This is a genomic window from Phenylobacterium sp. CCH9-H3 (genome assembly GCF_001557235.1).
In the GTDB taxonomy this organism is placed as follows: domain Bacteria; phylum Pseudomonadota; class Alphaproteobacteria; order Caulobacterales; family Caulobacteraceae; genus Phenylobacterium.
Genome location: NZ_LSJI01000247.1, coordinates 22,593 through 38,804, shown reverse-complemented (window position 1 = coordinate 38,804; position 16,212 = coordinate 22,593). Strand labels below are relative to the sequence as shown.

Below are 16,212 nucleotides of genomic sequence, written 5' to 3'. Positions count from 1 at the left end.
GGCGGAATGCCGCGGAAGGTCAGGCCTTGACGACGGGCGTGCGGGCGTGGGGCTCGGAGCAGTTCGCCTTCAGCACCCGTTCGGCGGGCGGCGGCTGCCGGGGCGAGCGGGCGATCGTCCGCTGGTCCGCCGCCGAGGCGGCCGGCCGGGGCGCCTCGACCTTGGGCGTGTCGATGGTCACACCGAAATGCGAGAAGGCGGCCGCCGACGAATGCACGACGACCGCGGCCACCATTTCCGTCAATGTCGCCATGGGCCCACCCCTGCGATTCCGCCTACCGTTGCTATACGGCAGGACCACGCAAAACGGGAGCGGGCGGAACGTGAAATGTTTGTCATCTGGCGGCGGGGTCTCGAGGCGCCAGGGTGACAACCACGGGATAGTGATCCGAGCCGAGGCGGGGCCCCCGTTCTACGCTGACCGTGGCCCACCCGGGCCCGGCATAGACGTGATCGATAGGCAGATAGGGGAACGGGGCCGGTAGCCGATTGTGGCTGATCTTCTCGGCGGGCCAGGTGAACAGAGCACGCGTTCGGCGGATCAGGCCGAACTCGCGGTCATCGCGGTGGCGGGCAAAGGACCACGGCGTGGAGTTGAAGTCGCCGGCGATGATCATCCGCTCGCGCGGGTAGCGGCTGACCACCTCTCGAAACTCGGCGGTCTGTCCGTTGTTCAAAGCAAAGCGGGTCGGCCAGTGGCGGTGTACGGCGATCACGGTGAAGGGACCATGCTCATCCACCAGCGTAACCACCGACCGGAAGCCGCGCGGGTTCTCGGGCTCCCGCGGCTCGATGACCTGAAATCCGCGCGAAAACACGGCGGCTCCGCATCCCTGGCAGGTCCGGTGGTATCCTGCCGCCAGCAGCGGCCCCCTCAGCGGTCCACCCTCCTGCAGGATGACGATGTCCGGCGACTGCGCGAGAATCCATCTCGCGGCGGCCTCACCCCGCTGATTCCGCCCCCATACGTTGAACTGAACGATCTTGATGGGCCTCGCCGTCGCACTTGCGGCGGGCTTCCGCCCGTCGTCGCCGAGGAATTCCGGCAGGATGAGCGCGCAACTGCCGGCGAGACCGAGCGCAACGAGGCCGAGCGCGAAAGGCCCGCCCGGCCTGGCGGCCATCAGCGCAAAGGGCAGAGCCAGGATCGAGAGGGCGAGGTACGCCGGCGCGAAGTGCGTCAGAACGTCCAGCCGCTCATCGAAACGGCCGCCCTGCGCCAATAGCGCGGGGACGGCCGCTGCGGTCGAAAGGAGAAGCGCCAGCAGGGCGGCGACGGAAGAGACTCTCACAGGAGCCCCATATCATGGACACTCCATGGCGAGCACCCGCCCGGAAAGACGGGTCCCCGCCGCGGTCGCCTGACCCCTAGAGGATGAAGTCCGTTGACTGCAGGCTGCCTCCGACCCCGACGATCAGGCGTAGGTCGCCCACTCCATCGCCGTTCGTGTCGAACTGGATGTGCGCCTGGCTGCCAATGAGATCGTAGCGCATCTCGCCGGCCACCTTGTGGAAGGCCTGCGTGCCGATGAAGGCGAACTTCTGGTCGCCCGCGAGGTTGACGTTCGCGTCGATCATGTTGAGGGCGATCCGATCTCCCTCGGCACGGCTGAAGTCCGTGATAACGTCGGCCGTCGAGCTGATGTCGCCGTTGCGGAAGAAGAACTGATCAGCGCCCGCGCCACCCGACATGGTGTCGGCTCCGACACCCGCTTCCAGCGTATCGTTGCCCGCGCCGCCGGCGAGGGAGTCATTGCCCTCGTTACCCTTGATCGAGTCCGCGTCGGCGTCGCCGGAGAGCGTGTCGTTCCCCAGGCCGCCGGTCAGGATGTCGGCGCCGTCGCCCCCCAGAAGGACGTCGTCGCCCTCGAGACCTTGCACGTTGTCTGCGCCGCCGAGCCCGAGAATGCGGTCGTCGCCGGTCGACCCGAATATCTTGTTGTCCAGCGCATTGCCTTGGCCCTCGAGGGAAACGCCCGCTAGGCGAAGGACTTCGACGTGATCCGGCAGGACGAAATCGACGGTGGTGTAGACGGTGTCGTTGCCTTCGCCCGCACCTTCGATCACCTGGTCGGAGTCGCTGCGCACCCAGTAGGTGTCGTCGCCCGTCCCGCCCACCATCGTGGAGTGGCTGAGACCCCCGCTCGACATGTAGTCGTTGCCGGCGCCGCCGACCATGCTCATGTTGTGGACGCCGTCGGCGCTCATGCGATCGGCGCCGTCGGTGCCCTTGAGCGTCACGACCTGCAGGCGTGTCGCCTCGATGGCGGCGACGCTGAGGTCAGCGGCCGCCGCGAGTTTGGTGGTCGTGAGTCCGCTGTAGAGCCCGGTGTGGCTGGCGATCCACTGCTGCTGCAGCAGCTTGCCGCCGTCGATGATGGCGGCGGTCAGCAAACTGTTGTTGCTCTGCGTCACGTTCGTGTTGGAAGCCAGGTCGAGCTTCGTCGTGCTGTTGCCCGAGATCACGACGTCGTCCGAACCCACCACCCGGATCCAGGCCAGCTGGTCCGGCAGCCCAGCCACCGTGTTGCCGGCGATCTTCACGTGGGTCGCGCCGTTGACCATGATGCCCTGGTAGAGCGAGCCCACTACCAGGTTGTTGGTCACCTGCACGTTCTCGTACCGCGAACCGGTTTCGTCGCGCATGAACACGCCCTGGAACGTCGTCCCGGCGCCGCGCACCATCACATTGTCGGACACGACGATGTTTGTGGTCAGCGTCGAGACGTTCGAGGTCCAGAACTGGATGGCGTCCGAATGGTCGCCGGCGACTGAGTCGAAGTCGGTGAAGTAGTTCTTGCTGATAGTGACGTTTGAAGACCCACCGCCTCGAACGGCGTCGATACGGATGTCGTGGAACGAGTTGTTTGTGATCGTGATGTTCCGGTCGTCCAGATGGGTGATCCCCATCTTCAGGTCATGGAATTCGGAGTTCTTGACGACCACGCCGTCGCTGGCCCGGATCTGAAGCGCCGAGGCGTCGTTGGCGCCGTTGGAGTCAAGGCTGCCGTGGACGTTGAGATCGTCCAGTACAATGTTCTTCGATCCGAAGATCTGGAACGGATTGTCACTGCCCGTCGGGTTGACGGACAGCTCGAGCCCCTTGAACGTGAAGCCGCTCACGTTGCTGAGGTTGAAGCCCGTGAGGACCGCCTCCTTGCCGGGATCCAGCGAGGTGATGGTCACGTTGCCGTTCACTTGGATGTCCCGGGTCCAGAACGCCGAGTACGTGCCCGGGGCAAGCTGGATGACATCCCCGCTCTGCGCCGTCTTCATGGCGCTGACCAAACCGGCCGAATCCTTGACGATGATACTGACCACCTACGCCTCCAGAGAGTATTCCCATGGGTGCGAGGCGCGATCTCCGCCGCCAGCTCGTACCCCACCATTCACCGTGGAAGGTACGACGCCGCGATTTCGGAATGGTTTATCTGGCTGGTTAACTCATCTGTAGTTTATGATTTTGCTAACCATGCTCAAGGTTCGCAAAAATTGAATTTCAGTCGAACCACAGTTTTCATATCGACGATATTCATTTGAAGCTCAATAGCTAGACTGTACTTGCCCCCTCGTGCTCCAGCAGCCAGCGCTTGCGGTGGAGGCCGCCGCCGTAGCCGGTCAGCGAGCCGTTGGACCCGATCACGCGGTGGCAAGGCACGACCAGGGCCACCGGATTGGAGCCGTTCGCCAGCCCGACGGCCCGGACCGCCGTCGGCCGGCCGATCTTCTCGGCGAGCTGGGCATAGCTCCAGGTCCGCCCGGCCGGGATCGTGCAGAGGGCCTCCCAGACCATCTTCTGGAAGGCAGTCCCCGCGCCCTCCCATCGGATGTCGTCCAAGGCGCCCGTCTGCCCCGCGAAATAGGCCTCGAACCTCGGCCTCAGGGGCCCCTGCCCTTCCGCCAGCGCGGCCTTGGGATAGCGGCGGCCGATCCAGGCCCGCATCTGCGGCTCGTAGTCGGTCCAGTTGAAGGCGCGCAGCACGCCGGCGTCGTCGGTGACCACCAGCGCCGTGCCGATGGGGGTAGGAATGCGGTCGAGGGTGAGCGTTTCAGGCGGCCTGGCGGTCATCGGTCTTGATCCTCTTCGAGCGGGCGCCCTTGGCGGCGGCGAGGCCCGGGTCGGCGGCCCACAGGTGCTGGGCGGCATAGGCCCGCCACGGTCTCCAGGCCTCGCTGCGGGCGAGCAGCTGGTCGGCGGTGGGCCGGAGCCCCGCCTCGTCGGCCATCGCCCGCATCAGGCCGATATCGGCCTGGGGGAAGGCGTCGGGCTCGCGGAGTTCCCGCAAGGCGATGTACTGGGCGGTCCACTCGCCCACGCCGGGCAGAGCCTTGAGCGCGGCGATGGCGCTTTCCAGATCCGCGCGGGGGGTGAAGATCGCCGGGTCGGCCGCAACGGTCCGGGCCAGGGCCTCCAGCGCCGCGCCGCGGGCCTTCGGCATCCCCAGGGCCGCGATGTCCTGACCGACGAGCCGGCCGGGCGACGGAAAGACGCAGGTGAGGCCAAGGTCTGCTGCAGCCGGGTCGTCGATCGGCTCGCCATAGGCCGCCACCAGCTTGGCCGCGAGGCCGCGGGCGGCGCTCACCGTGATCTGCTGGCCGAGGATGGCGCGGACCGCGAGTTCGAACCCGTCCCACGCCCCGGGCGCGCGCAACCCCGGCCGGGCCGCCACGAGGGGGGCCAGCGCCGGATCCTGGCTCAGGTGCGCGCCGATCAGGGTGGGGTCGGCCGAGAGGTCGAACACCCGCCGCACCCGCGCGATGACGGCCGGCAGGGACTTGAGCTTGGGGAACCGGACCTCGGCCTGCAAGGCGCCGTCGCTGCGGGGCGTGACGATCACGACTCCACAGGCCCCGTCGATGGCCAGGGTTCGGGCGTAACGGCGGGGCTCCACCCGTTCGACCCCGGGGATCGCGCGGTCGGCGAGGAAGCGGATGATCGCGTCCCAGTCGTACGGGGGCTTGTAGGGCAGGCGTACGAGGATGCCGTCGGCCGCCGGCGTCTCGGCCTGCTTCGAGCGGCGCAGCGCGCCGGGCGGGCGGCCGAACAGCTGCTGGAACGTCTCGTTGAACCGACGCACGCTGCCGAAGCCCGAGGCCAGCGCCACCTCGCCCATCGGCAGACGCGTCTCCTGGATGAGTTGCTTGGCGAGCAGGACACGCCGCGTCTGCGCCACCGCCACGGGGGAGGCGCCCAGGTGCTGGCGGAACAGGCGCCGCAGCTGGCGCTCGCCGACCCCCAGCCGCCCAGCCAGAGCGTCCACATCGCCGGTGTCCATGGCGCCGCCTTCGATCAAGGCAAGGGCGCGCGACACGGTGTTGGAGGTGCCGCGCCACGCACCAAGATCAGGCGACGCCTCCGGCCGGCAGCGCAGGCAAGGACGGTAGCCGGCCTCCTGCGCCGCCGCCGCGGTGGGATAGAAGGTCATGTTCTGCGGCTTGGGCGTCCGCGCGGGGCAGATCGGCCGGCAATAGATCCCGGTCGTCTTCACGGCGCCGAAGATCCGGCCGTCGAACCGCGGGTCGCGGGTGACGAAGGCGCGGCGGCAGGCTTCGAAATCCATGTCCATGCCGCGGAAGATGGGCGCGCGAACGGCGGATGTCTCGCGGTTTTCGGACATAGATCGCACCGCAATCGACGCTCCCGCCAGGCGGGACCGCCGCGGTTAACCCACCGCAATCGAATTGAGCTATGGAACGAACATCATGCGGCAAAGCGTCAGCGTCATCGTCCCTCACTACAACGACCCGGCCGGCCTGGACGCCTGCCTGACGGCGCTGACCTCGCAGAGCGTGACGCCCGATGAGATCGTCGTCGCCGACAACAACTCGCCTCAAGGTGAAGCGGAGATCGCGCGCATCATCGCCGGCCGAGCCCGTCTGGTCGTCGTGACCGAGAAGGGCGCCGGTCCGGCGCGAAACGGCGCCGTAGCCGCCTGCACGGGACAAGTGCTGGCTTTTACCGACTCGGATTGTATCCCGGAGCCCGCTTGGCTGGCCGAGGGCCTAGCCAAGCTGGAACTGTTCGACCTCGTCGGCGGCGCCATGCGCGTGCTGGTGCGCGACGAGGCGCACATGACAGCCGTCGAGGCCTTCGAGCGGGTGTTCGCCTTCGACAACCGCTACTACGTCGAGCGAAAGAGCTTCTCGGTCACCGCCAATCTGTTCTGCCAAAAGTCGACATTCGACGCTGTCGGAGGGTTTCGGGTCGGCGTGCCCGAGGACCTGGACTGGTGCCATCGCGCGCGGGCCGCCGGCTACACCATCGGCTACGCCCCAGACGCTGTGGTCGGACACCCCGCGCGGCGGACGTGGGGCGAGATCGTCCGCAAGTGGGCGCGGCTGAACGAGGAGGCTTTCGGGCTGCAGAGCGCGCAGAAGCTCGGCCGGCTGAAGTGGCTGATCAAGTCGCTGGCGATGCCGGCCTCCGCTGTGGTGCATTCGCTCCACCCGCTGACGACGCCAAAGCTGCGTCGCGGTCGAGATCGGCTCGGCGCGCTCGCGATGCTCTATGGGCTGCGGCTGTGGCGTTCGGCCGATGCCCTGAGGCTCCTGGTTCGCAGCCATTAACGATCGCTCGACGCGGCGCGCGGCAAACTCGGACGACAGGCTGGGAAGGCGGAATGGGCTTACTCAATACCCTCAAGGAGCGGATCAAGCTCCGGCGGCTGACGCGCAACGAGTACGAAGACCTCGAACTTCGACGCTGGTTCGCGGAGAGCTTCGGCGTCGAGGTCGGCCTTTATTCCTACGGCTGCTTCGACCGCTGGAGATTTCCTGCGCGCACACGCATCGGTCGATACTGTTCCTTCGCACGCTCCTCGCGGGTCCTGGACAGCAACCATCCGATCGAAGCCCTGACCACTCACCCCTATCTCTATGATCCCTATTTCGGCGTGGTCACCGAGAACCCCCTGGATCCGCCCTGGCTCGTCATCGAAGACGACGTCTGGGTGTCGCATAACGTCACCATTGCCCCGGGCTGCAAGCACATCGGCCGCGGGGCGATCATCGGCGCAGGGGCCGTGGTGACCAAGGATGTGCCGGCCTATGCGATCATGGCCGGTATGCCGGCGAAGGTCGTCCGCTATCGGTTCGATCCCGAGACCCAGGCGGCTCTAGAAGCTTCACGCTGGTGGGAGCTCAGCAAGGCGGAGCTTGCAGACCTCGTCCGCCGTTCGCCGGAAGCGATCATGCATCCGACGGCCGCGAAATTGGCGCAGTTGGGGTTGCCCCGGACCTAGCCCAGCGCCGCAGCCAGGCGCTTGTCGCGGGCGATGGACACCGAGGCGGCCAGGTGGGCGACCACCGTCAGCACCACAAAGGGGATGACGCCGGCGTAGCCATAGGCGAGCGCCTGGTCGCCGTGCGCGGGCTCCATCCTGTCCGCGATCCAGCCGACGTAGACAGGGCCGACGCCGAGGCCCACGAGGTTCAGGACGAAAAGCAGGATCGCGCCGGTCATGGTGCGCTGCGCCGGCGCGACCGCGTTCTGGGCCACCGTCAACGCCGGCGCGAGATAAGCCTGGTTCATCAGCATCGGCCCCAGCAGGAACAGCATGGCCAACTCCCACGTGGGCGCCCAGAGCATGCCGAACCAGAACGGGATCGAGAGGGCGAAGGCGATGGCCGGCACCCAGGCGAACCATCGGCGGTCCTTGTGTCCCAGCCGGTCCACCAGCCAGCCGGACGCCACCGTGCCCACCACCCCGGTCGCGCCCAGCGCCAGGGCGTACCAGGTCGCCACATCCGCGGCGGCCATCCCCTTCACCCCTTCGAGGAACTGCGGGTTCCAGACCAGGCCGGCATATCCCACGAAGGCCGACATGGCGCTGGACACGGCCGTCAGGACCAGCGTGCGGTTGGCGAAGAAGCTGCCGATCGCGCTCAGCAGCGGCGGCGCCGGCGGATGTTCGGCCGCCCCATCCAAAATCACGTCCAGGCCGCCCCGCTTCGGCTCGCGCACGAGGAGCAGCATCAGGATAGCGAGGACGATCCCCGGCGCCCCGACCACGAAGAACGCCGTGCGCCAGCCGTAGGCCAGCGCCAGCTTGCCGCCCGCGAAAGCCCCCAGCATCGATCCGATCGGCACGCCCAACGAATAGATCGCCAGCGCCGTTCCCCGCCGCTCGGCTGGGAAATAGTCGGAGATCAGCGAGTAGGAGGGCGGAGAGCCGCCAGCCTCTCCGAAGCCGACCCCCATCCGGTAGAGCAGGATCTGGACGAAGTTCTGCGCCGTGCCGCAGAGCGCGGTGAACAGGCTCCAGATCGCGCAGGCCGCCGCGATGATCCAGGTGCGGCTCATCCGGTCGGCCAGGTGGGCCACGCCGATTCCGCAGGTGGTATAAAGGAGGGCGAAGGACGTTCCGCCCAACAACCCGAATTCGGTCTTGGAGAGGTGCAGCTCCGCCGAGATCTGCTTGCCCAGGATCGAGATGATCTGCCGATCCAGGAAGTTGAGCGTGTAGACGACCGCCAGGAACCAGACGACGAAATAGCTGTATCCCGGCGACGCTTTTGCCGGCGTCGAGCTCGCTGCGCTCATTTGAAAAACCGCCCCTAACCCTGGCCGTCCCGGCCGGTGTTCCGGCTCGAAAAACGGGTACGCGCTTCCTTGCCAAGGGTTGTGGCATGTCCCGACCGCAGCCGCCAAGCGGCATTGCGTTTCAGCATGGTAAGCCGGGGCAGGCGTCCACCTCCGCTGTCGCCACCCCAAGAATTCCTGGGGACCGCTCGCCTTGCCTCGCCCGGGCCTCGCCGCTAACTCAACGACCGGGGCCGCCCCGCCCGCCTCAGCGCGCGGGTTTCATTCGCTTTGATGTAAGGTCCGCCCATGGACGCCAGCGTCCTCACCCGTTCAGAAAACCTGGAAGGCGCCTTGTCCTCCAAGACCCTGACCCACCTGCAGCGCCTGGAAGCCGAGAGCATCCACATCATGCGCGAGGTGGTGGCCGAGTGCGAGCGGCCGGTCATGCTGTATTCGATCGGCAAGGACTCGGCCGTGATGCTGCACCTGGCGGCCAAGGCCTTCTATCCCTCGAAGCCGCCCTTCCCGCTGCTGCACGTGGACACGACCTGGAAGTTCCGGGCGATGTACGAGATGCGCGAGCGAATGGCCAAGGAGCTCGGCTTCGAGCTGCTGGTCCACAAGAACCCCGACGCGGTCGCCCAGAACATCAATCCGTTCACCCATGGCAGCGCCGTCCACACCGACGTCTGGAAGACGGAGGGCCTCAAGCAGGCGTTGGACAAATACGGCTTCGACGCGGCCTTCGGCGGCGCCCGGCGCGACGAGGAGAAGAGCCGCGCCAAGGAGCGCATCTTCTCGTTCCGCTCCGCCCAGCACCGCTGGGATCCCAAGAACCAGCGTCCCGAGCTTTGGCGGATGTACAACGCCCGCAAGAACCCGGGCGAGAGCATCCGGGTGTTCCCGATCTCCAATTGGACCGAGCTGGACATCTGGCAGTACATCCACCTGGAGCAGATCCCGATCGTGCCGCTCTACTTCTCCGACGTGCGGCCGGTGGTAGAGCGTGACGGCACGCTGATCATGGTCGACGACGACCGCATGCCCCTGCGCGAAGGCGAGGTCCCGATGATGAAGTCGGTCCGCTTCCGCACCCTGGGCTGCTATCCGCTAACCGGCGCCGTCGAGAGCACCGCGGCCACCCTGCCCGCGATCATCCAGGAGATGCTGCTGACGACCACCAGCGAGCGCCAGGGCCGGATGATCGATCACGACCAGGCCGCCTCGATGGAGAAGAAGAAGCAGGAGGGCTATTTCTGATGGCCCACCAGAGCGCGCTCATCGCCGAGGACATCGGCGCCTACCTGCACCAGCACGAGCACAAGAGCCTGCTGCGGTTCCTGACCTGCGGCTCGGTGGACGACGGCAAGTCGACCCTGATCGGCCGGCTGCTCTACGACAGCAAGATGATCTTCGAGGACCAGCTTGCGGCCCTCGAGGCGGACTCGAAACGGGTCGGCACCCAAGGCGGCGATATCGACTTCGCCCTGCTGGTGGATGGCCTGGCCGCCGAGCGCGAACAAGGCATCACCATCGACGTCGCCTACCGGTTCTTCTCCACCGACAAGCGCAAGTTCATCGTGGCCGACACCCCCGGCCACGAGCAGTACACCCGCAACATGGTCACCGGCGCCTCGACGGCGGATGCGGCCATCATCCTGATCGACGCGCGCAAGGGCGTGCTCACCCAGACCCGGCGGCACAGCTATCTGGTCAGCCTCCTGGGCATCCGGCACGTGGTGCTGGCGATCAATAAGATGGACCTCGTGGGCTGGAGCCAGGAGGTGTTCGACGCCATCCTGGCCGAGTACCACGACTTCGCCGCCCAGATCGGCATCAAGGCCTTCACCGCCATCCCGATGTCGGCGCTGAAGGGCGACAACATCACCGAGCCCTCGGACAAGACACCCTGGTATTCCGGCCCGCCCCTGATGCGCTGGCTGGAAGAAGCCCCCATCGAGGACGACCTGCAGGCCAAGCCGTTCCGCATGCCGGTGCAGTGGGTGAACCGGCCCAACCTGGATTTCCGCGGCTTCTCGGGCCTCGTGGCCTCGGGCGTGATCCGGCCGGGAGACAAAGTGAAGGCCCTGCCCTCCGGCCGCGAGAGCACGGTCGAGCGCATCGTCACGATGCGGGGCGATCTGCCCGAGGCGGTGGCCGGCCAGTCGGTCACGATCACCCTGAAGGACGAGATCGACGTCTCCCGGGGCGATGTGCTCTCGGCGGCCGGGCAACCGCCGGAAGTCGCGGACCAGTTCGAGGCCACCATCGTCTGGTTCGACGACGAGCCCCTGCTGCCGGGGCGGCCTTATCTGCTGAAGCTGGGCACGCGCACGGTCTCGGCCCAGGTCGCCGAGCCCAAGCACAAGGTCAACGTCAACACGCTGGAGAAGCTGGCGGCCACCCGGCTGGAGCTGAACGAGATCGGGGTCGCCAACCTGTCGCTCTCGGCGCCGATCGCCTTCGACCCCTACGCCGAGAACAAGGACCTGGGCGGTTTCATCCTCATCGACCGGATGTCCAACCGCACCGTCGGCGCCGGCATGCTGCATTTCGCCCTGCGCCGCAGCCAGAACATCCACTGGCAGGCCACCGACATCTCCAAGGCCGCGCGCGCGGCCGCCAAGGGGCAGAAGGCGCGGGTGGTCTGGTTCACCGGCCTCTCCGGCTCCGGCAAGTCGACCATCGCCAACCTCTTGGAAAAGCGTCTCGCCGCCGAGGGCCGCCACACCTACCTGCTGGACGGCGACAATGTCCGCCACGGCCTGAACCGCGACCTAGGCTTCACGGATGAGGATCGCGTGGAGAACATCCGCCGCGTCGCGGAGGTCTCCAAGCTGATGGTCGACGCCGGCCTGATCGTGCTGGTCTCGTTCATCTCGCCCTTCCGGGCGGAACGTCGGCTGGCGCGCGAACTGCTGGGCGAAGGCGAGTTCGTCGAGGTCTTCGTCGACACGCCCCTGGCCGAGGCGGAGAAGCGCGACGTGAAAGGGCTCTACGCCAAGGCCCGCAAGGGCGAGCTCAAGAACTTCACCGGCATCGACAGCCCCTACGAGGAGCCCGAGAACGCCGAGATCCGCATCGACACCACCCAACTCACCGCCGAACAGGCGGCGGAGGCGATCTTCGGTTGGCTGGAGGCCGGGTTCGACCCGGGGATCTGAAGGCAGGACCCATCGCCCTTTACTGGATCAGACCGGGGTCGCGCGGACGACCATCTGGCACCCGAACAGGCGCGGCAGCGCCCGCGCCAATCCGCGCACCAGTTGGGTTCTCAGGGCGCGCGGCAGGACCCTGAACGGCGGCAGATCGTAGACGCCCATCCACGCGCCGGCCGAGGGCTTGATCTCCAGGACGCGCATGCCGGCGTGCTCGAAGAGGCGCCGGATGCTTTTCTGCGTGAACCACCGTAGGTGCGTCGCATCCATGATGCCGCTCTGCGTGTAGTCGAACCGACCGAACAGTAGCTGCACGCGGACGGTCCAATGGGCGACGTTCGGCACCGAGGCGACGACGACGCCGCCGGGCGCCAGACCGGTCTTGGCGAGATCCAGAAGCGCGGCCGGCGCAGCCACGTGCTCGAGGACGTCGCTGAAGATGATCACATCGAAGGGGCCACGCGACTGCAGCAGGCGAGAGTCGAGCAGACCGATCTGAACGTCGAGTCCGCGGGAGACCGCCACGGCGGCGCGCGCAGCATCCGGTTCGACGCCGACGACCTTGCAGTTCTTACCGCCGGTGAATTTGAGAGTCAGCGAACCCGTCGCGCATCCCACGTCCAGAACACGCGCACCGTCGGGCACCCACTCGCGCACGATCGCTGGAACCTCGCCGACGTCGTCCGGCCCGAACGTGCTGTTCCAATCATACCGCAGGCCCGCCGCTTGAGGCGCGAGGCCTGCAGCGTTGAAATCCGGGCTGGCCGGGGCTGCCGCGCGTTCCAAACTAGAAAGCATCACTGATCCCGCCTGCGCCAGCTAGAAAATGTCGGTGGGTGAACGCGAGTCAACAGAATAGGTGAACGAGAGGTCAAATCGACGACCTTCGCGCATGGAAAGCCCGAACTCCGCGACTGTAAGGCCAGCCGGCCCGGCCGACCGGGGCGGGGAGCGCCCCGCGCGCAGGCTCCGCTGACCGTCGATCGCTCGGATCCAACGCATTCCCGCAACTCAACCTAACCGTCGTTGACGGCGATTTTCGCGGCTGCGATATCCGACACAGGCGCGCTTCACCTCCCTAGTTGGGTCATCTGAACCCGCGAAGCGCCTGAAGTTGGGACGTTAGTGCCGGACCAAGCGACATGAGTGCCGAAGTTCGCGACGCCCCCCTCGTCGGCGTCGTGGTCGTCAACTGGAATGGCTGGCGCGACACGCTCGTTTCCTATGAGCGGCTGCAGCTCTCAAACCACGGCAACTGGGTCTTCATCGTCGTCGACAACGCGTCATCCGATGAGTCTGTGGGCAAGCTTCGAGAGCTAGGATCTCGGTCGGTCCTGATCGAAAGCCCTGAGAATCTCGGCTTTGCGGGGGCCTGCAACGTCGGGATCGTGCGGGCCCAACAGCTGGGCGCAGACTACGTCTATCTACTGAACAACGACGCCTTCGTAACACCGCAGACCCTGCAAAGTCTGATCACGGGCGCCCGGGAACTGAACGACAGGGCCGTTCTGGGCAGCGTCATCAGATACGAAAGCGGCGACACGCTTCAATTCTGGGGCGCGCGCGCGTCGCGCATGACCGGCCTGCCCCGGAAATTTCCCGCGTCGGAGTCGTTGTTCGCCAGCGCCGGCGAACGGATCGAGAGCGACTTCATCATGGGCGCCAGCCTCTTCGCCCATCGCGATGTCTTCACCGCCGTGGGGCCGTTCGACGATCGGTTCTTCCTGAACTACGAGGAGACGGACTGGTGCTATCGGGCGCGGCGGCTCGGCTTTCCGTCGATCGTCCTCAAGAACGCGGTGGTCCAACATAAAGGCGGCGCGTCCATTGGGGACCCGAACGGGCCCTTGCAAATCTACTTCATGCGGAGGAACCGCGCGCTGTTTGGCGAGAAGAACTGCGCGCCTCACCAGTTCGCAATGATCTACCTGCACCAGGTGCTGCGCTCGCTGGTGCAGGTTCCCAGGTTCATCTTCGACCGGCGGCCAAGCTCGGCCGGGTGGAGAATGATCCGTCGCGCGGATTTCCGCGCCACTCTGGATTACACCTTCAGGCGTTTCGGAGACTGCCCAGCCATCATTCGCGAACTCGCCGCAGGCTACCGCGCTCTTCGCTAGGCCGCCGCGGTTTCACCGGTGCGGCCGCCGTTGATGGCGGTCTGGAGGGCTTCGTAGAGGCGCTGGGCTTCGATGGGCTTGGCGACGAAGGCGTCCATCCCCGACTGCAGGTATTCCGCGATCTGGTCGGGCATGGCGTTGGCCGTGAGGGCCACGATGGGCGTGCGGGTCCGGCCGTCCGACCGCTCGCGCGTGCGGATCAGTCCGGTCGCGGTGGGTCCGTCCATGACGGGCATCTGAACGTCCATCAGGATCACGTCCCAAGCTTCGCGCTCCCAGGCCTCCAGGGCGGCGCGGCCATCCGGGACGATCTCGGGCTCGATCCCGATCTGCGCCAGCAGGGTCTTCAAAACCAGCTGGTTCATGGTGTTGTCCTCAGCGGCGAGCACGCGCACCGGCCTGTCCTCGGCGGGCGTCGCCCGGCGGGCCCTGGCCTTCGGCGGCTTCCTCGACCTGGCCGCAGCGTCGGCGACCTTCTTCAGGGGCAGTACAGCAGTGAAGGTCGAGCCCATCCCGGGCGCGCTGGTGGCGCTGACCGTGCCGCCCATGGCCTCGGCCAGTTCGCGGCAGATGGCCAGGCCCAGGCCCGTGCCGCCGTACTTGCGGGTGGTGGACGCGTCGGCCTGGGCGAACTTGCGGAAGAGGCCGGTCAGCTGGAAGGCGGTCATCCCGATGCCCGAGTCGAACACCGTCAGCGACAGGGCTTCATCCCGGCGGCCGATCCTGACCTTCACGCCACCTTTCTCGGTGAACTTCAGGGCGTTGGAGACGAGGTTCCAGAGGATCTGGCGCACGCGAACCTGGTCGCCCTCGTAGATCCCCTTCGCCGCCTTATCGACGCAGAACTCGAAGTCCAACCCCTTGGTCTCGGCGATGGCCTGGAAGGTGGCGTGGACCGTCTTCGCCACCTCGTCGACGTCGAACCGCGCGCTCTCCAGGTCCAGCTTGCCCGCCTCGATCTTCGAAAGGTCGAGCACGTCGTTGAGGATCGTCAGCAGGCTCTCGCCGGACTGGCGGATCACTTCGATCCGCTCGCGCTGGACGGGGGAGAGCGTGTCGTCGTTGGCCATGGCCTGCGCCATGCCAAGCACGCCGTTGAGCGGCGTGCGGATCTCATGGCTCATCGTGGCCAGGAACGCGCTCTTGGCGCGATTGGCCGCTTCCGCCTCCTCCTTGGCCCGCACCAGGGCCCGCTCGTCGGCCTTCTGGCTGGTGACGTTGCGCAGCGCGCCGACCAGGCGGATCGGCTTGCCTTCATCGTTCGTGACGAGCCGGGCGGTGCCGGCGACCCAGATCTCTTTCCCATCGGCCCGCGCCACACGGTACTCGGGGCGATACGGCGCGCCGTCCGCCTGGTGGCGCGCCCAGGCCTCGATCACGGCCGGCTTGTCCCTGGGATCGATGGATGCCCAGATGTCGGTAAAGAGATCGTCGTAGGTCTTCGGCTGCTCGAAAAACGTGTCTTCCGCACCTGCCTTGAAGAGCTCGCGGCGCACGTAGTCCATCTCGTAGACGTGCAGTTCAGCGCTCTCCAGCGCCACCTTCAGGCGCTGCTCCGACCGCTCGGTCCGCTCCAGCGCCTCGACGATGTGGGTGATGTCGTAGGAGGTCATGATCAGGCCGCCCACGTCCCCCTCGGTGTCCATCCACGGGGCGAGCTCGACCTTAACCCACCCCTGGCCGCCGTCGACCGTCGGGATCGGCACACGCTCGATCGAACGGCTGTTGCCGTCCATGCAGAAGAAGATGCCCTCGCGCCAGGCCTCGAAGATGTCGGGACGCAGCTCGAACAGGGTCTTGCCGACCACCTCGACGCCTTCGAGGCCGCGGGCCTTCATCCAGGCGGGACTGGCGTACTGCACCCGCGCTTCCCGATCCGTAAGCACCACCGCCACGGGCATGGCCCTCACCACGGCGGACATCGTCCGCTCGGCGCCGGCCTGGCCGCGCCGGGCGCTGACCCGCGCCCACTCGTCGGCCACGAAGTCGGCCAGGTCCTGCAGCCGGCGCGCCAACGAGGCGTCATAGGGCCGGGGCTCCAGGCCGATCACCGACAGCGCGCCAGGCGTCGATCCGTCGGCCAGCTTGATGGGCGCGCCCGCGTAGAAGCGGACGTGCGGCGGCCCGGCGACGGCCGGATCGTCGCAAAACCGCGGATCCACCGCGCAGTCTCCGGACCAGACGACCTCGCCCCGCTGCATGACCTCGCGGACCGACGCAGCGTCGGGGACCGTCTCCTTGCTGCGGCTGCGCCAGAAGCCGGTCTCCAGCTTCAGGGTGATCTGGCTGTCGACGTTCCCGAACAGCGACCGCGCGAGCCGTGTGGCACGGTCGAACACCGCCCTGGAATCCTCCAGATCGATCGGCGTCGTCGCTGCGTTTCGCCCCGGCTCGCGGCCCATTCACTCCCCCC

Annotated in this window: 13 protein-coding genes; 5 read left to right on the top strand and 8 right to left on the bottom strand. The window is 67.0% G+C overall.

The genetic code is table 11. From position 1 onward, the window contains the following. Positions 1-19: 19 nt before the first annotated feature. The 5 genes from AX721_RS22095 to AX721_RS22075 all read right to left on the bottom strand — a co-directional run bounded on the left by AX721_RS22095 (position 20) and on the right by AX721_RS22075 (position 5,618). Positions 20-253 (bottom strand): hypothetical protein, encoded by a 234-nt coding sequence (locus AX721_RS22095; protein ID WP_156467325.1) that lies wholly within the window; start codon positions 251-253, stop codon positions 20-22. Positions 254-335: 82 nt separating this feature from the next. Then, the gene (locus AX721_RS22090; RefSeq protein ID WP_156467324.1) at positions 336-1,223 is read right to left on the bottom strand and encodes an endonuclease/exonuclease/phosphatase family protein; all 888 of its coding nucleotides are present in this window, start codon (positions 1,221-1,223) and stop codon (positions 336-338) included. A 145-nt stretch (positions 1,224-1,368) separates the two neighbouring features. Then, a complete protein-coding gene (locus tag AX721_RS22085) occupies positions 1,369-3,321 on the bottom strand; it encodes a right-handed parallel beta-helix repeat-containing protein (protein WP_068878128.1) in 1,953 nt (650 codons plus the stop codon). A gap of 229 nt (positions 3,322-3,550) precedes the next feature. Then, positions 3,551-4,069 carry a methylated-DNA--[protein]-cysteine S-methyltransferase gene (locus tag AX721_RS22080; protein ID WP_068878127.1) on the bottom strand — a complete coding sequence of 173 codons (519 nt, stop codon included), beginning with the start codon at positions 4,067-4,069 and terminating at the stop codon, positions 3,551-3,553. Then, positions 4,050-5,618 carry an AlkA N-terminal domain-containing protein gene (locus AX721_RS22075; protein ID WP_231733134.1) on the bottom strand — a complete coding sequence of 523 codons (1,569 nt, stop codon included), beginning with the start codon at positions 5,616-5,618 and terminating at the stop codon, positions 4,050-4,052. The genes AX721_RS22080 and AX721_RS22075 overlap by 20 nt, the downstream gene beginning before the upstream one ends. Before the next feature lie 85 nt (positions 5,619-5,703). Between AX721_RS22075 and AX721_RS22070 the strand changes: the two genes are divergently transcribed. Together AX721_RS22070 and AX721_RS22065 are read left to right on the top strand one after the other, a co-directional pair. Next, positions 5,704-6,567 carry a glycosyltransferase family 2 protein gene (locus AX721_RS22070; RefSeq protein ID WP_068878126.1) on the top strand — a complete coding sequence of 288 codons (864 nt, stop codon included), beginning with the start codon at positions 5,704-5,706 and terminating at the stop codon, positions 6,565-6,567. Between the two features lie 53 nt (positions 6,568-6,620). Next, entirely contained in the window at positions 6,621-7,241 is a 621-nt protein-coding gene (locus AX721_RS22065) for a CatB-related O-acetyltransferase (RefSeq protein ID WP_068878125.1), read from the top strand. Here AX721_RS22065 and AX721_RS22060 read toward each other — a convergent pair. Beyond that, positions 7,238-8,542, bottom strand: a complete 1,305-nt coding sequence (locus AX721_RS22060) for an MFS transporter (RefSeq protein WP_068878124.1) — start codon at positions 8,540-8,542, stop codon at positions 7,238-7,240. The genes AX721_RS22065 and AX721_RS22060 overlap by 4 nt on opposite strands. A gap of 288 nt (positions 8,543-8,830) precedes the next feature. Here AX721_RS22060 and cysD point away from each other — a divergent pair, with 288 nt between their 5' ends. Next, the gene (cysD, locus tag AX721_RS22055) at positions 8,831-9,784 is read left to right on the top strand and encodes a sulfate adenylyltransferase subunit CysD (protein WP_082765228.1); all 954 of its coding nucleotides are present in this window, start codon (positions 8,831-8,833) and stop codon (positions 9,782-9,784) included. After that, a complete protein-coding gene (gene cysN, locus AX721_RS22050; protein WP_068878123.1) occupies positions 9,784-11,688 on the top strand; it encodes a sulfate adenylyltransferase subunit CysN in 1,905 nt (634 codons plus the stop codon). Before cysD ends, cysN begins: the two co-directional genes overlap by 1 nt. A gap of 27 nt (positions 11,689-11,715) precedes the next feature. On the opposite strand, the gene AX721_RS22045 is transcribed toward cysN, so the two are convergent. Continuing rightward, complete coding sequence (locus AX721_RS22045; protein WP_082765227.1) at positions 11,716-12,480, bottom strand: class I SAM-dependent methyltransferase; 765 nt, start codon at positions 12,478-12,480, stop codon at positions 11,716-11,718. Between the two features lie 344 nt (positions 12,481-12,824). Between AX721_RS22045 and AX721_RS22040 the strand changes: the two genes are divergently transcribed. Next, positions 12,825-13,799 carry a glycosyltransferase family 2 protein gene (locus AX721_RS22040; RefSeq protein WP_068878121.1) on the top strand — a complete coding sequence of 325 codons (975 nt, stop codon included), beginning with the start codon at positions 12,825-12,827 and terminating at the stop codon, positions 13,797-13,799. On the opposite strand, the gene AX721_RS22035 is transcribed toward AX721_RS22040, so the two are convergent. Beyond that, positions 13,796-16,201 carry an ATP-binding protein gene (locus tag AX721_RS22035; RefSeq protein WP_068878120.1) on the bottom strand — a complete coding sequence of 802 codons (2,406 nt, stop codon included), beginning with the start codon at positions 16,199-16,201 and terminating at the stop codon, positions 13,796-13,798. The two genes, AX721_RS22040 and AX721_RS22035, sit on opposite strands and share 4 nt — an antisense overlap. Positions 16,202-16,212: the final 11 nt, after the last annotated feature.

Excerpts from the sequence above, each read along its gene's own strand:
- AX721_RS22080 (WP_068878127.1), bottom strand. The coding sequence starts at position 4,069 with ATGACCGCCAGGCCGCCTGAAACGCTCACCCTCGACCGCATTCCTACC.
- AX721_RS22095 (WP_156467325.1), bottom strand. The coding sequence starts at position 253 with ATGGCGACATTGACGGAAATGGTGGCCGCGGTCGTCGTGCATTCGTCG.
- AX721_RS22075 (WP_231733134.1), bottom strand. The coding sequence starts at position 5,618 with ATGTCCGAAAACCGCGAGACATCCGCCGTTCGCGCGCCCATCTTCCGC.
- AX721_RS22040 (WP_068878121.1), top strand. The coding sequence starts at position 12,825 with ATGAGTGCCGAAGTTCGCGACGCCCCCCTCGTCGGCGTCGTGGTCGTC.
- AX721_RS22045 (WP_082765227.1), bottom strand. The coding sequence starts at position 12,480 with ATGCTTTCTAGTTTGGAACGCGCGGCAGCCCCGGCCAGCCCGGATTTC.
- AX721_RS22070 (WP_068878126.1), top strand. The coding sequence starts at position 5,704 with ATGCGGCAAAGCGTCAGCGTCATCGTCCCTCACTACAACGACCCGGCC.
- cysN (WP_068878123.1), top strand. The coding sequence starts at position 9,784 with ATGGCCCACCAGAGCGCGCTCATCGCCGAGGACATCGGCGCCTACCTG.
- AX721_RS22060 (WP_068878124.1), bottom strand. The coding sequence starts at position 8,542 with ATGAGCGCAGCGAGCTCGACGCCGGCAAAAGCGTCGCCGGGATACAGC.
- AX721_RS22065 (WP_068878125.1), top strand. The coding sequence starts at position 6,621 with ATGGGCTTACTCAATACCCTCAAGGAGCGGATCAAGCTCCGGCGGCTG.
- cysD (WP_082765228.1), top strand. The coding sequence starts at position 8,831 with ATGGACGCCAGCGTCCTCACCCGTTCAGAAAACCTGGAAGGCGCCTTG.
- AX721_RS22035 (WP_068878120.1), bottom strand. The coding sequence starts at position 16,201 with ATGGGCCGCGAGCCGGGGCGAAACGCAGCGACGACGCCGATCGATCTG.